Origin of the sequence: Mycolicibacterium bacteremicum (assembly GCF_002086115.1) — a bacterium.
In the GTDB taxonomy this organism is placed as follows: domain Bacteria; phylum Actinomycetota; class Actinomycetes; order Mycobacteriales; family Mycobacteriaceae; genus Mycobacterium; species Mycobacterium bacteremicum.
The window spans coordinates 1-13,765 of record NZ_MVHJ01000032.1; the positions used below are offsets into that span (position 1 = coordinate 1).

Below are 13,765 nucleotides of genomic sequence, written 5' to 3' on the forward strand. Positions count from 1 at the left end.
CTCCGCCCCCTCCGCCCCCGGCCGAGCGGGTGGAACGGGACCGTGGCAGCCGCGTGAGCCAGATCGCTGCATGGGTCGGCATCGTCGCCGGCACGGTCTTCGTCGTGGCGGTGATCTTCTTCTCGGGCTTCGTGCTCGGCAAGAGCGCCGGTGGCGGCGGGGACCGGCAGCATGGTGGGCCACGGCATGAGATCGAGATGCTGCAGCGCGGCGGCCCGCCGATGGGACCGCCGCACATCTTCTTCCCGGGCGGCCCCGGCGGCGGACCGGGTGGGCCCGCCGGTCCCGGTGGTCCGGGCTTCGAACGGGGACCCGCGGCCGGGCAGGGCGAGGGTCCGGCGCCCGGCCCCACCACCATCCCGCGCTGAAAACTCTGAGAAACATCCGTAACTCTTGGCACTCGCGGCCCAGTCGTGAGAGTGTCGCTAACCATGACACGCCGAACTTCGCGCCTTGCCGCGCTGATCGGAGTTCTCGTGGTAGCGACCGCGCTGGCCGGGTGTGGTGGTCGCGGTCCTGACATCGCGGCGGCCACGGTGTTCGCCGTCGGCGACTGTGTCCGCATCGATGCGGGTGCGGCGCCGGCACCCGCGCCGGCGCGGGCCACCGAGGTGTCCTGCCGGACCGACCCCAGCTACACCGTCGGTGCGACCACGGGCCCCACCGGGGAGTGCCCGACCGACGAATACCAGCATCTGCCCAGCGAGTACGCCGACCCGTCGACGGCGCGGCTGTGCCTGGTGCCCAACCTGGTTGCCAACCAGTGCTATCTGATGGAGATGCCGATCGGCCTGGTCGAGAAGGCCGATTGCCGCGATCGCGGCCACGGCGTCCTGGTGCAGATCACCCAGCGGCTCGACGTACGCGACCAGTCGGCCTGCCCGGACGCCAGCGGCTCCTACGCCTGGCCCTATCCGGCGCCTGCCCGCACGTACTGCACCCAGACGCTGTTCTGACGCGCTGGCATGATCGATGCCATGCGACTGACCGCCGCTGCCACCGTGACCGCCTGGTCGGCCGCGGCCCTGTTCATGACCGTTGCGACGCCGGTCGCCGCCGCCCGGCCCTCCGATCCGGGGGTGGTCTCCTACGCGGTGCTGCCGAAGGGATCGGTCAGCAACATCGTCGGTGCGCCGCTGGGCTGGGAGGCCGACTTCACCGCGCCCAGTCAGGCCTTCTATGTCGACAATCCGGCCTGCAACAACTGGGCCGACATCGGCCTGCCCGATGTCTACGCCGACCCGGACCTGGCGTCGTTCAACGGTGCCGTGGCGCAGACGTCCGGCACGGATACCACCCATCTGGTCAAGCAGGCGGTCGGGGTGTTCGCCACCACCGATGCGGCCAACCGGGCCTACCACCGCCTCACCGACCGCACCACCGGCTGCGCCGGACAGACCACCGCCATGCACCTGGAGAACTTCGGTACGCAGGTGTGGACCTACACCGCCGGCGAGACGACGCCGACCGATGCGGTTTGGGTGAAACAGGAGGCGGGTACTGATCGGCGGTGCTTCACGCAGACCCGATTGCGGGAAAATGTTCTGCTACAGGCGAAAGTCTGTCAGCCCGGCAATGGTGGACCGGCGGTCAACGTGCTGGCCGGGGCGATGCAGAACACCCTGGGGCAATAACCGCGATCAAAAACCTTGGGAATTTGTCAGACCCTTCTGGAAGATTGAGTGACTGAGGGTCACTACCGAGGAGGGGTGGTTCCATGACGACCACCACCACGTGGGATGTGGCTTGCCCGTCCGGGCAGGCAGCCGCCACGGTCGCCGCCGCATGCCTGCAGGACGGACCGGTCGGAACGGTCGGCCTGGAGGTCGAGGCACACTGCTTCGACATCACCGATCCGATGCGCCGGCCCGGCTGGGAGGAGCTCAGCGCCGTCATCGCCGGCGTCGCGGAGCTGCCCGGTGGCAGCGCCATCACCGTCGAGCCGGGCGGTGCGGTGGAGCTGTCGGGCCCGCCCGCCGCCGATGTCACCGCCGCCATCGACGCGATGACCGCCGACCGCGACGTGCTGCGCCGCCACTTCCACGAGCACGGCCTCGCGCTGGTGCTGCTGGGGGCCGACCCGCTGCGACCGGCCCACCGGGTCAACCCCGGCGCGCGGTATCAGGCGATGGAGCGGTTCTTCGAGTCCACCGGCACCGGTGCGGCCGGCGCCGCCATGATGACCTCGACCGCGTCGGTGCAACTCAATGTCGAGGCCGGGCCCCGCGCGGGCTGGGCCGACCGGGTTCGGCTGGCGCACGCACTGGGGCCCACGATGATCGCGCTGTCGGCCAATTCCCCGTTGCTGCACGGTGCGCTGACCGGCTGGCGTAGCACCCGGCAACGGGTGTGGGGGCAGCTCGATTCGGCGCGCTGCGGCCCCGTGCTGGGCGACCGCGGTGATGACCCGACGGCCGACTGGGCGCACTACGCGCTGCGGGCGCCGGTGATGCTGGTCCGCAGTCCCGAGGCGGTCGCGACGACTGAGTTCGTCTCCTTCGCGGACTGGGCCGACGGACGGGCCGTGCTCGCGGGGCGCCGGCCCACCGCGGAGGATCTCGACTATCACCTGACCACGCTGTTCCCCCCGGTGCGCCCGCGCCGCTGGCTGGAGATCCGGTATCTGGACAGCGTTCCCGACGATGTGTGGCCGGCGGTGGCCTTCACGCTGGCGACGCTGCTGGACAATCCGGACGCGGCCGAGATCGCCCGGGCGGCAACCGCATCGGTGGCCACGGAGTGGGATCTGGCGGCGCGGGTGGGCCTGGCCGACCCGCGGCTGCACACCGCCGCTGTGCAGTGCGTGGGTGCCGCCGCGCAGTACGCACCGCCGTCGCTGGCCGACGCGGTGGACCGGCTGCTGACCAACGTCCGCGCCGGTCGCTGTCCGGCCGACGATTTCGCCGACCGGGCCGCGCGGTACGGCATCCCGGCGGCCATCACCGAACTCGCGAAAGGTGATCAGTGACCTCACCCGACCTGCTGGCCGCGGAACTCACCCGGGCGCGTGACCGCACGCTGGCCCTCGTCGATTTCGACGACGCCGAACTGCTGCGCCAGTACGACCCGTTGATGAGCCCGCTGGTGTGGGACCTCGCCCACATCGGCCAGCAGGAGGAATTCTGGCTGCTGCGTGGCGGGAACCCGGACGCCCCGGGGATGTTGACGCCCGCGGTCGAAAGACTCTACGACGCCTTCGTGCACACCCGCGCCAGCCGGGTCGATCTGCCGCTGCTGCCGCCGACCGATGCCCGCGCCTATTGCCGCGAGGTGCGCAACCGCACCCTCGACGTGTTGGAACGAAGCACCGAGTTGTTCCCGTTCGGGCTCGTCATCTCGCACGAGAACCAGCATGACGAGACCATGCTGCAGGCGCTGAACCTGCGCTCCGGACCGCCGATCCTGTCCACCGGATCGGCATTGCCCGCCGGCCGCGACGGGGTGGCAGGCACGTCGGTGCTGGTCCCGGCGGGCCCGTTCACCCTGGGTGTCGACGCATCCGACGAACCGTTCGCGCTGGACAACGAGCGCCCCGCGCACACCGTCGACGTCGATGCATTCCGGATCGGCCGTGTCCCGGTCACCAACGCCGAATGGCAGGTCTTCATCGACGACGGCGGGTATCGCACCCCGCGCTGGTGGTCCGACCGCGGCTGGGCGCATCGCGAACAGGCCGGGCTGATCGCCCCCGAGTTCTGGAACGCCGATGGCAGCCGCACCCGCTTCGGCCACCGGGAGACCATTCCCGGTGACGAGCCGGTGCAGCACATCACCTATTTCGAGGCGCAGGCGTATGCGGCCTGGGCCGGGGCCCGGTTACCGACCGAGGTCGAATGGGAGAAGGCCTGCGCCTGGGACCCGGCGACCGGCACGCGCCGCCGATATCCCTGGGGCGCAGCCGAACCCACCGGTGAGCGGGCCAACCTGGGCGGAGCTGCGCTGCGCCCCGCCCCGGTGGGCGCCTACCCGGACGGCGCGTCGGCGTACGGTGTGGAGCAGATGCTCGGCGATGTGTGGGAGTGGACATCGTCGCCGCTGCGGCCGTGGCCCGGGTTCACCCCGATGATCTACGACCGGTACACCGTTCCGTTCTTCGAGACCGATCCGCCGACCGGTGACTACCGCGTACTGCGTGGCGGAGCGTGGGCCGTGGCCGGCGACATCCTGCGGCCCAGCTTCCGCAACTGGGACCACCCGATCCGGCGGCAGATCTTCTCGGGTGTGCGGTTGGCCTGGGATGTGTAGACATCTCGGGTGGCTGGGCGCGTCGGTGACCGCCTCGTCGCTGGTGCTCGACCCGCCGAGCGGGCTGCTGGTGCAGTCCTACGCGCCGCGGCGGCAGAAACACGGCACCGTCAACGCCGACGGCTGGGGTGTCGGATTCTTCGACGACGGCCCGCGGCGCTGGCGCAGCGAGAAGCCGTTGTGGGGCGACTCCTCCTTCGCCTCGGTCGCCCCGACCCTGCGCAGTGGGTGCATCGTGGCCGCCGTCCGCTCGGCCACCATCGGGATGCCCATCGAACCGTCCGCGTCGGCGCCCTTCAGCGACGGCAGCTGGTTGCTGTCGCACAACGGGGTGGTGGACCGCGCCGTGCTGCCGGCGGCGCACACCGCCGAATCCACCGTGGACAGCGCGGTGCTGGCGGCCCACATCTTCGACCGCGGCATGGATGCGCTCGCCGCGACCATCGCCGAGGTCGGAGCCCGGGATCCGGGGGCACGCCTGAACATCCTGGCCGGCAACGGTTCTCGATTGCTCGCCACCACCTGGGGCGACACCCTGTTCGCGCTGCAACGGCCCGACGGCGTCGTGCTGGCCAGCGAACCCTACGACGATGACCCGACCTGGCGTGACATCCCCGACCGGCACCTCATCGAGGTGTCCGCGGCGGGACTGTCCCTCACTGCACTGGAAGGACAATGATGCCCACTCAATCCGCCGCCGATCTGGCCGAGGCGCTGCGCCGCGACGTTTCCGACGGCCTGCAGCAGATTCCGAAGACGTTGCCACCCAAATGGTTCTACGACAGTGTCGGCAGCGACCTCTTCGATCAGATCACCCGGTTGCCGGAGTACTACCCGACCCGGACCGAGGCGAGGATCCTGCGGGAGCACGCCGGCGAGATCGCGGCCGCCTCGGGTGCGGACACCCTGGTGGAACTCGGCAGCGGCACCTCGGAGAAGACCCGGCTGCTGTTGGACGCGTTCCGCGACAGCGGTGCCCTGCGCCGGTTCATCCCGTTCGACGTCGATCCCAGCGTGCTCGACGCTGCGGCGACCGCGTTGCGCAGCGAGTATCCCGGTCTCGACATCGACACCGTATGCGGGGATTTCGAGCAGGACCTGCCGATCATCCCGAAGGTGGGTCGTCGGATGTTCGTTTTCCTCGGCTCGACGATCGGCAACCTGACCCCCGGTCCACGCGCCGATTTCCTTGCCGCGGTGGCAAATACGATGCAGGAGGGTGATTCGCTGCTGCTGGGCACCGATCTGGTCAAGGACGTCGACCGGCTGGTGCGCGCCTACGATGACGCCGCGGGTGTGACGGCCGCGTTCAATCGCAACGTGCTGGCCGTGGTGAACCGCGAGCTCGGTGCCGACTTCGACCTGGACGCGTTCGCCCATGTGGCGAAGTGGAACAGCGACGCCGAGCGTATCGAGATGTGGCTGCGGTCCACGACCGCCCAGCAGGTCCACGTGCGGGAGCTGGGCCTGAGCGTGCAGTTCGAGGCCGGCGAGGAGATGCTGACCGAGGTGTCGAGCAAGTTCCGACCCGACGGTGTCGCCGCGGAACTGGCTGGCGCCGGACTGCGCCGCACGCACTGGTGGACCGATCCGGCAGGTGATTTCGGCGTGTCGCTGGCGGTCAGATGACCCTGGCCGACCGCTGGCGCGAGGCCAGGGTTCCGGTGGCCGGTCTGCACCTGGACAGCGCGGCATGTTCGCGGCAGAGCAATGCGGTCATCGATGCCGCGGCCACCCATGCCCGACACGAGGCCGAGGTCGGCGGCTATGTGGCCGGCGAGGCGGCGGCGCCGGCGTTGGATGCCGGCCGGGCCGCGGTACGCCTGCTGGCCGGCTTGCCGGACGCCGAGGTCGTCTTCACCACCGGCTCCAACCATGCACTGGACCTGCTGCTGAGCAGCTGGCCGGGTCCGCGCACGGTGGCCTGTCTGACCGGTGAGTACGGACCGAACCTAATCATCATGGCGGCCAACGGATTCGAGGTGCGACTCCTCCCGGTTGACGAAACGGGCCGGCTGCGGGTCGAGGAGGCGGCGGCGGTCCTGCGGGCCGACCCGCCGGCGCTGGTACATCTGACGGTGCTCGGCAGTCACCGCGGAGTCGTCCAACCGCTGGCGGAGCTGGCAGCGGTGTGCCGGGAGCTCGGGCTGCCCCTGGCGGTGGACGCCGCGCAGGGCCTGGGCCACGTCGACTGCGCCGTCGGCGCGGACGTGCTGTACACGTCCTCGCGGAAATGGCTGGCCGGACCGCGCGGCGTCGGTGCCCTTGCGGTGCGTCCCGACCTGTACCGCCGATTGACGCCGCGGTGGGCGCCACTGGAGCTACACGAAGCCAATATCGGCTCGCGGCTTGGCTTTTCGCTGGCGCTGGGCGAACACCTGGCGGCCGGCCCGGCCGAGGTTCGCCGGCGCCTGGCCGAGGTCGGCGCCCTGACGCGGTCGGTGCTGGCCGAGGTGCCCGGGTGGGAGGTGGTCGAGCCGGTCGATGAGCCCTCGGCGATCACCACCCTGCGGCCGCTCGACGGTGCCGAACCGACACCGGTGCGGGCGCGGCTGATCGCCGAGCACGCCATCATCACCACGGCATGTGAGGTGGTGCGGGCGCCGAACGAGATGGACCGGGCGGTGCTGCGGGTGTCCCCGCATGTCGACGGCGCGGCCGAGGATCTGCAGCGGTTCGCCGCGGCACTGGTCGCGGTCAGTTCGTAGCGTCGAAGATCGCGCGGACGACGGCTTCGTCACCGTCGATCAGCACGAGGCCGTCGTCGACGGTGATTGCGCCGGCGGCCAACCCGAGGATGTACTCGGGCGCGGCGTGCAGGGTGGCGGCGAGCTCACGGCCATCGGGTAGGCCGACCATGAACCCGGAGCGGGATGCATTGAGCTGTAGTGCCGGCTCGCCGATGGCAAGCCCGATGGCCGATGCGCGGCGAACCTTCGCGCGGGCGTTGAGCAGAGCGGGGATGGCGATGGTCAGCCATTCGTGGCGAAAGGTGTCGCCGTCGGGCCCGCGCATCATCAGGGGAGTCGACCACCGGATCAAGCTTTCGATCGGCTCGCGCAATTGGGCGCCCCACGGGGTGAGGGCGTACTCCACGGCGGCGCCGTGGGCCAACCGCCGCTCGATCACGCCGGCCGCCTCCAGATCGCGGAGCCGGTCGGCGAGCAGGTTCGTCGCGATCCCCGGCAGGCCGGCGGCCAGGTCGCGGTAGCGCGCCGAACCGATCAACAGCTGCCGCACGATGAGCAGGTTCCATCTGTCGCCGACGATCTCCAACGACCGGGCGAGACCGCAGTACTGGCCGTAACTACGCATCAGTCTCCCTAGCACTTGAGAAAATCAAGTGTATATGAGAAGTTCAGGTGCATGAAAAATACCGCCCGGAGTGTGCGACCGGACTGGGTGGACGACACCCTGTTTCCGTTCGAAAGCCATTTCATCGGTGTCGACGGACACGACCTGCATTACGTCGACGAGGGGTCCGGCCCCACATTGCTGCTGCTGCATGGCAATCCGACCTGGTCGTTCCTCTGGCGCGATGTCATCTCCGCACTGAGCGAGGAGTACCGCTGTGTTGCCCTCGACTTTCCGGGATTCGGGTTGTCGACGGCCAAGCCCGGTTATCGCCACCTGCCCGAGCAGCACGCAGCGGTGTTGGCCGGCTTCATCGATGCACTGGAACTCAGTGCGGTCACCCTGGTCGGTCAGGACTGGGGCGGTGTGATCGGACTGGCCGCCGCGCAGTCGCGCCCCGCTGTGTTCGATCGCCTGGTCCTCGCGAACACCTGGGCATGGCCGGTCAACGGCGTGCTGCACTTCGAGGCGTTCGGTCACATCATGGGTAATCCGCTGACCCGGCTTCTGGTGCGGCAGCGGAATCTGCTTGTCAATGCTTTCATTCCGGTCGGCCATCGCCGCCGGACGCCGTCGGCGGCGGAGATGGAGCACTACCGGCGGGCGCTGGACACCCCGGCGCGACGGCAGGCCTGCGCGGTACTTCCGGGCCGGGTGCTGGCGAGCAGGAACTTCTTCGCCGAGGTCGAGTCCGGCCTCCCCGACCTATCCGGATTACCGACACTGATCCTCTGGGGCGACGCCGATATCGCCTTCCGGCCGCAGGAGCGCGAGCGGCTGGAGCGGGAGTTCCCTAACCATCAGACCGTGATCGTGGAGGGTGCCGGCCTCTACGTCGAATCGGATGCGCCGGAGGAATTCGTCGCCGCGATCCGGGCCTGGGCGACGCGCTAGTTCTGCGGGATGGTCCCGGCACGGCGTGACGGGAAACGGATCCCCGCCTCCTGTGGGGGCGCCGGCCTACCCGATCGGACAGTTTCGACGTGCCGGACGGCGGGTAGTGGCGCGAAGTCATTGTGACGCGGGCCACGCGGGGCCACGGTGGTGTCCAGGAGGGTGTCCAGCCCGTCCGATACCGCAAGGAGTCGACCGATGGCCATTGAGCTGAACCAGATTTGGGATTTTCCGATCAAGGAATTCCACCCCTTCCCCCGCGCACTGCTCGGTGTGGGCGCGCACGACATCATCGGCGTCGAGGCCAAGAATCTGGGCTTCAAGCGCACCCTGCTGATGACGACCGGCCTGCGCGGCTCGGGCATCATCGAAGAACTGACCGGCAAGATCGAGTACCAGGGTGTGGAGGTCGTGCTCTACGACAAGGTGGAGTCCAACCCCAAGGATTACAACGTCATGGAGGCCGCGGCCCTGTACCAGCAGGAGCGTTGCGACAGCATCATCTCCATCGGCGGTGGGTCCAGCCACGACGCCGCCAAGGGTGCCCGCGTCGTCATCGCCCACGACGGCCGCAACATCAACGAGTTCGAGGGTTTCGCCAAGTCCACCAACAAGCAGAACCCGCCGCATATCGCGGTATCCACTACGGCCGGAACCGGTTCGGAGACGTCGTGGGCCTATGTCATCACCGACACCTCCGACATGGAGCACCCGCACAAATGGGTCGGCTTCGACGAGGCGACCATCGTCACGCTGGCGATCGACGATCCGCTGCTCTACTACACCTGCCCCCAGCACTTCACCGCCTACTGCGGCTTCGACGTGCTCGCCCACGGCAGCGAGCCGTTCGTGTCGCGGCTGGACTTCGCGCCGTCACTCGGAAACGCCTTGTACTCGGTGGAACTCGTTGCCAAGCACCTGCGTGAGGCGGTCTTCGAACCACGCAACCTCAAGGCGCGCGAGGGCATGATGAACGCCCAGTACATCGCCGGGCAGGCGTTCAACTCCGGCGGATTGGGCATCGTGCACTCCATCAGCCACGCCGTCAGCGCGTTCTTCGACAGCCACCACGGCCTGAACAACGCGATCGCACTGCCCCGGGTCTGGGAGTACAACCTGCCCGCGCGCTACGAGCGGTACGCGCAACTGGCCACTGCCATGGGTGTCGACACCCGCAACATGACCACCGTGCAGGCGGCCGACGCCGCCGTCGAGGCCGCGATCCGGCTGTCCCAGGACGTCGGCATCCCGGACAATTTCTCCGCCGTCCGCACCGACTCCTACGACAAGAACCGGATGAACACCGGCAAGTACACCGGCCGTGGCGACGTCATCCTCGGCGACGACAAGACCGTGCTCGCCATTTCCGAGCACATCCAGGACGACTGGTGCACCCCGGGCAATCCGCGCGAGGTCACCGTCGATTCGATGATCCCGGTCGTCGGACACGCCATCAACTCGTCCTACTGATCCGGTGCCACGGCAGGGGCCGCTTCCGTCCACCTCGGCCGGTCCCTGCCGTGCACCTCACCCGGAGGCTGCCGTGAGCACCGCATCGCTACCCACCCGAGACCAACCGACATCCTTCTCCAACGCAACCGAACTCGCGGATGCACTGCGCGAGCAGGACTACGTCGTCGACGACGATCTGGCCACCGTGGTGCATCTGGCCACCGCGTTGGACCGCCCGCTGCTGTTGGAGGGCCCCGCCGGTGTGGGCAAAACCGAACTCGCCAAGGCACTGGCCGCGGCCGGTGGCCGCCGGCTGATCCGGTTGCAGTGCTACGAAGGCCTCGACGACAATCGGGTGCTCTACGAATGGGATTACGCCAAGCAACTGCTGCACGTGCAGATGGGCAACGGTGGTGACGTCTACACCGAGGACTTCCTGTTGGTGCGGCCGCTGCTGGACGCCGTGCTCTCCGAACATCCGGTGGTGTTGCTGATCGACGAGGTGGACCGCACCGAGGAGGCGATGGAGGCGCTGCTGCTGGAGGTCCTTGCCGAACGTCAGGTGACCATCCCCGAGATCGGCACCTTCACCGCACGCTCGGTGCCATGGGTGGTGCTCACCTCCAACGACACCCGCGAGCTGTCGGCCGCGCTCAAACGTCGCTGTCTGCACTACCACCTGGGATTCCCCACGCCGCAACGGGAACGCGAGATCGTCGGGGTTCGCGCCCCGCAGGTCGAGCCCGGGATCGTCGCGGACATGGTCGAACTCGCGCGCACCCTGCGCGACCTTCCGCTGCGCAAGAGCCCGTCCATCTCCGAGGTGATCGACAGCGCCCGGGCGGCGGCATTACTCGGGCAGGCGGCCGATCACCGGGTGCTGCTGTCGGCATTGGTGAAGTTCACCACTGATCGCGATATCGCGTTGCGGCACTTGGACAACGAGCAACCGGACGCCACGCCGTCCCCCGCACACGACACGGTCGCGAGCAGGCCGGCGAACACCACGACCTCGGCATTCCGCGGTAGAGGTGGCCGCGGATGACACCCGCGCAGATCCTGGACAGCGCCGCGGCGGCCTTCGGGCAGCTGCTGCGCCGAGCCGGGGTGGCGACGTCGGCTGCCGAGGTCATCGAGGTGCGCCGGGTACTGGGCCTGCTCGGTGCCCGTGACAAGGTCGCGCTGCGCGCGGCACTGCGGGCGACCTGCGCGAAATATGACAGGGAGCAACGCGGATTCGACCGGGCCTTCGACGCCATGTTCACCACCACCGGGGCCCGACACCACGATCTGGAGGCGGGCCCGAGCCGTGCACACACCGGCTCGGGCCTGCCCGACCACCTCGACATCGACGAGGACACCGATATCGGCCGATACGCCGAGTACAACGAGCGTGCCGCCGAGGTGGGCGATCGGTTCGACACGCCGGAGGCGGAAAAGGGGTTCAACCCGCACAAGGACGACGACGATTACAGCGTCACCGGGGCCGACGACCAGCTGACCGTCTCGACCGAATCCGACGGCGGACGGCGCGGTATGCGCTACACCGTCGAAGTCGACCGGGCCGCCTCGGCGACCGCCGGTGCGCTCGCCGATTCGGTGGGACCCGTCGTCGCCGGGTCGTTGAGCTTCGATGACCCCGATGCCATCCTGGCCTGGCTGGATGCCTATGACCCGGCCGGCACGTACGGGACCGAGGCGGGCGAACCGCTGACCACCGAGCAGCTGCAACAGCTGACCCGCGCCGTGGAGAGTTTCGTGGCGGCCCTGGCGCGACGCAGCGGACTGACCGCCGGACTCGATGAGTCCGACCTCGCCCCCGGGCACGGGTGGGTCGCCGATATCGACCTGGCCTGCCACGAGGTGCTGCGGCGCATGCGGGGCGCGCCGCGCCCGCGGCCCCGCGAACGCGCGCCGGGGCGGCTGGACATCCGCCGCACCGTGCGGGCGAGCTTGCGAACCGGTGGCGTTCCGTTCCATCTGATGCACCGGACACCGCTGCCCGACCGGGTGCGGCTGCTGATCATCGCCGACGTCTCGCTGTCGGTGCGTCCGGTCACCGCATTCACGCTGCGGCTGGCCCAAGCCATGCACCGGCGCGCGCACCGCTGCCGGGTGATGGCCTTCGTCGACCGTCCGGTCGACGTCACCGAGATCCTGCTGCGGGCCGGCGGTGACGACGCGTTGGCCGCGGTGCTGGCCGAGGGGCAGCTGGACCTGCAGGCCAGCAGCGATTACGGCCAGGTCTTCGACGAGCTGCTCGGCGCGCAGGCCGACGCCCTGGACCGGCGCACCGCGGTGCTTGTCGTCGGGGACGGCCGCAGCGGCGGGCTGCCGCCCGGGGTGGACCGGCTCCGTGCGCTGCGGCGGCGGGTGCACCGGCTGGCCTGGGTGACCCCGGAGCCGCAGCGGTACTGGCGCCAGGCGACCTGCGCGATGCCGGACTACGCGCAGGTGTGTGACCACGTCGTGGTCGCCGCCGATGCCCGGCAACTGACCGCCAGGGCAGCCGAACTGGCGCACGCGTTGTCCTGAGGTACCTACCCGATCGGGTAGGTACCGACCTGCCCAGCTGCACATTGGGTGGGCAGGTCGGCGACGTAGGCTGGGCGTGTTATGTGGATCACACAGCAGAGCAGTGCGACGCTGGCCGACCGGGTGCCGACCCGGTTGTTGAAGTTCCACGCACCCGAGATCGTCTTCGGCATCGATTCGATGGCCGAGGCGGCGCACGCCGCGCTGCGGCTGGGCGGGGTGCGGCCGCTGCTGGTCACCGATCCGGGGTTGATCGAGGCGGGTTGGGTCGACGAGCTCGTCGGCCACCTGGATGCCCAGGGAGTGCGGGCGCAGGTATGGAGTGCGCTCACGCCGAATCCCAAGGATCACGAGATCACGGCGGGCCACGAGTTCTACCGGTCGCACGGCTGTGACGTTCTCATCGCCCTCGGTGGTGGCTCGGTGATCGACGCGGCCAAGGGCATCGCGATCCTGTCGGCCAACGGCGGGAACATCCTGGACTATGCCGGCGTGGACAAGGCGACCATGCCGATCCCGCCGTTGGTGGTGTTGCCCTCGACATCGGGGACCGGTGCCGACGTCTCGCAGTTCTGCATCGTCACCGACACCACCCGCAACACCAAGATCACCATTCTGGGCCGCGCCCTGGTTCCCGATATCACCGTCATCGATCCGCGGCTGCTCACCACGATGCCCGAATGGCTGAACGCGGCAACCGGACTGGATGCGTTGACCCACGGTATCGAGGCGTTCGTCTCGCTGGGACACAACCAACTGACCGACCATCACGCGCTGCGCTCGGTGGTGATGGTGACCGAGAACCTGGTGAGCACCATCGAGCGGCCGCACGAACTGAGCGCGCGCGTGCTGATGGCGCAGGCGGCACTGGAGGCCGGCCTGGCCTTCACCAACGCCATCCTCGGGGCGGCCCATGCGATGAGCCACCAGGTCGGCGGGCTGCTGGACCTGCCGCACGGCGTCATCAACGGGGTGTTGCTGCCGCACGTGGTGCGATTCAACGCCGAAGCCGATCCGGCACCGTTCGCCACCATCGCCGCCTGTCTGGGTATCGCCGACGCACGGGCACCCGAACTGGAATCTGCGCTGGCGCTGGCGGATCGGCTACAGGACCTGGCCCGCCGGGTCGGCGTTCCGCGCGGCCTGGCCGACCTCGGCGTGCGTGCGGACGACGTACCGGTGCTGGCGCGCAATGCCATGGCCGATGCCTGCATCACCACCAACCCGCGGTCGGCGGACGAGGACCAACTGCGGGCACTGTTCCGGGCCGCGCTGTGAGGGCCCG

The 13,765-nt window shown here is 69.3% G+C and carries 14 protein-coding genes; 13 read left to right on the plus strand and 1 reads right to left on the minus strand.

Going from position 1 to position 13,765, the window contains the following annotated elements; translation table 11 throughout:
* From BST17_RS24455 to egtE, 8 genes are all read left to right on the plus strand, one after another.
* On the plus strand, positions 1-368 hold a 368-nt coding region (locus tag BST17_RS24455; protein WP_083061547.1), incomplete at its 5' end, for a hypothetical protein.
* Positions 369-431: 63 nt separating this feature from the next.
* Positions 432-956: a hypothetical protein gene (locus BST17_RS24460; protein WP_083061499.1), complete on the plus strand. Its 525-nt coding sequence runs from the start codon at positions 432-434 to the stop codon at positions 954-956.
* A gap of 21 nt (positions 957-977) precedes the next feature.
* Positions 978-1,634, plus strand: coding sequence for a sensor domain-containing protein (locus BST17_RS24465; RefSeq protein ID WP_083061548.1), 657 nt, complete (start codon positions 978-980; stop codon positions 1,632-1,634).
* Positions 1,635-1,717: 83 nt separating this feature from the next.
* Positions 1,718-2,968 carry an ergothioneine biosynthesis glutamate--cysteine ligase EgtA gene (egtA, locus tag BST17_RS24470; RefSeq protein WP_083061500.1) on the plus strand — a complete coding sequence of 417 codons (1,251 nt, stop codon included), beginning with the start codon at positions 1,718-1,720 and terminating at the stop codon, positions 2,966-2,968.
* Positions 2,965-4,245, plus strand: coding sequence for an ergothioneine biosynthesis protein EgtB (gene egtB / locus BST17_RS24475; RefSeq protein WP_083061501.1), 1,281 nt, complete (start codon positions 2,965-2,967; stop codon positions 4,243-4,245). The genes egtA and egtB overlap by 4 nt, the downstream gene beginning before the upstream one ends.
* Complete coding sequence (gene egtC, locus BST17_RS24480; RefSeq protein ID WP_083061502.1) at positions 4,238-4,924, plus strand: ergothioneine biosynthesis protein EgtC; 687 nt, start codon at positions 4,238-4,240, stop codon at positions 4,922-4,924. Before egtB ends, egtC begins: the two co-directional genes overlap by 8 nt.
* A complete protein-coding gene (gene egtD, locus BST17_RS24485; RefSeq protein ID WP_234807805.1) occupies positions 4,924-5,874 on the plus strand; it encodes an L-histidine N(alpha)-methyltransferase in 951 nt (316 codons plus the stop codon). Before egtC ends, egtD begins: the two co-directional genes overlap by 1 nt.
* Positions 5,871-6,953: an ergothioneine biosynthesis PLP-dependent enzyme EgtE gene (gene egtE / locus BST17_RS24490; RefSeq protein WP_083061504.1), complete on the plus strand. Its 1,083-nt coding sequence runs from the start codon at positions 5,871-5,873 to the stop codon at positions 6,951-6,953. Before egtD ends, egtE begins: the two co-directional genes overlap by 4 nt.
* Here the strand turns inward: egtE and BST17_RS24495 are convergent.
* Positions 6,943-7,560 (minus strand): winged helix-turn-helix transcriptional regulator, encoded by a 618-nt coding sequence (locus BST17_RS24495; protein ID WP_083061505.1) that lies wholly within the window; start codon positions 7,558-7,560, stop codon positions 6,943-6,945. The genes egtE and BST17_RS24495 overlap by 11 nt on opposite strands.
* Positions 7,561-7,611: 51 nt before the next feature.
* Between BST17_RS24495 and BST17_RS24500 the strand changes: the two genes are divergently transcribed.
* The 5 genes from BST17_RS24500 to BST17_RS24520 all read left to right on the plus strand — a co-directional run bounded on the left by BST17_RS24500 (position 7,612) and on the right by BST17_RS24520 (position 13,758).
* A complete protein-coding gene (locus BST17_RS24500; RefSeq protein ID WP_083061506.1) occupies positions 7,612-8,493 on the plus strand; it encodes an alpha/beta fold hydrolase in 882 nt (293 codons plus the stop codon).
* Positions 8,494-8,691: 198 nt separating this feature from the next.
* Entirely contained in the window at positions 8,692-9,963 is a 1,272-nt protein-coding gene (mdo, locus tag BST17_RS24505; protein ID WP_083061507.1) for an NDMA-dependent methanol dehydrogenase, read from the plus strand.
* 73 nt (positions 9,964-10,036) lie between these two features.
* Positions 10,037-10,990 carry an AAA family ATPase gene (locus BST17_RS24510; RefSeq protein ID WP_083061508.1) on the plus strand — a complete coding sequence of 318 codons (954 nt, stop codon included), beginning with the start codon at positions 10,037-10,039 and terminating at the stop codon, positions 10,988-10,990.
* Positions 10,987-12,480, plus strand: coding sequence for a MadC family VWA domain-containing protein (madC, locus tag BST17_RS24515; RefSeq protein ID WP_083061509.1), 1,494 nt, complete (start codon positions 10,987-10,989; stop codon positions 12,478-12,480). Before BST17_RS24510 ends, madC begins: the two co-directional genes overlap by 4 nt.
* Positions 12,481-12,561: 81 nt before the next feature.
* Entirely contained in the window at positions 12,562-13,758 is a 1,197-nt protein-coding gene (locus tag BST17_RS24520) for an iron-containing alcohol dehydrogenase (protein ID WP_083061510.1), read from the plus strand.
* The last annotated feature ends 7 nt before the right edge of the window (positions 13,759-13,765 follow it).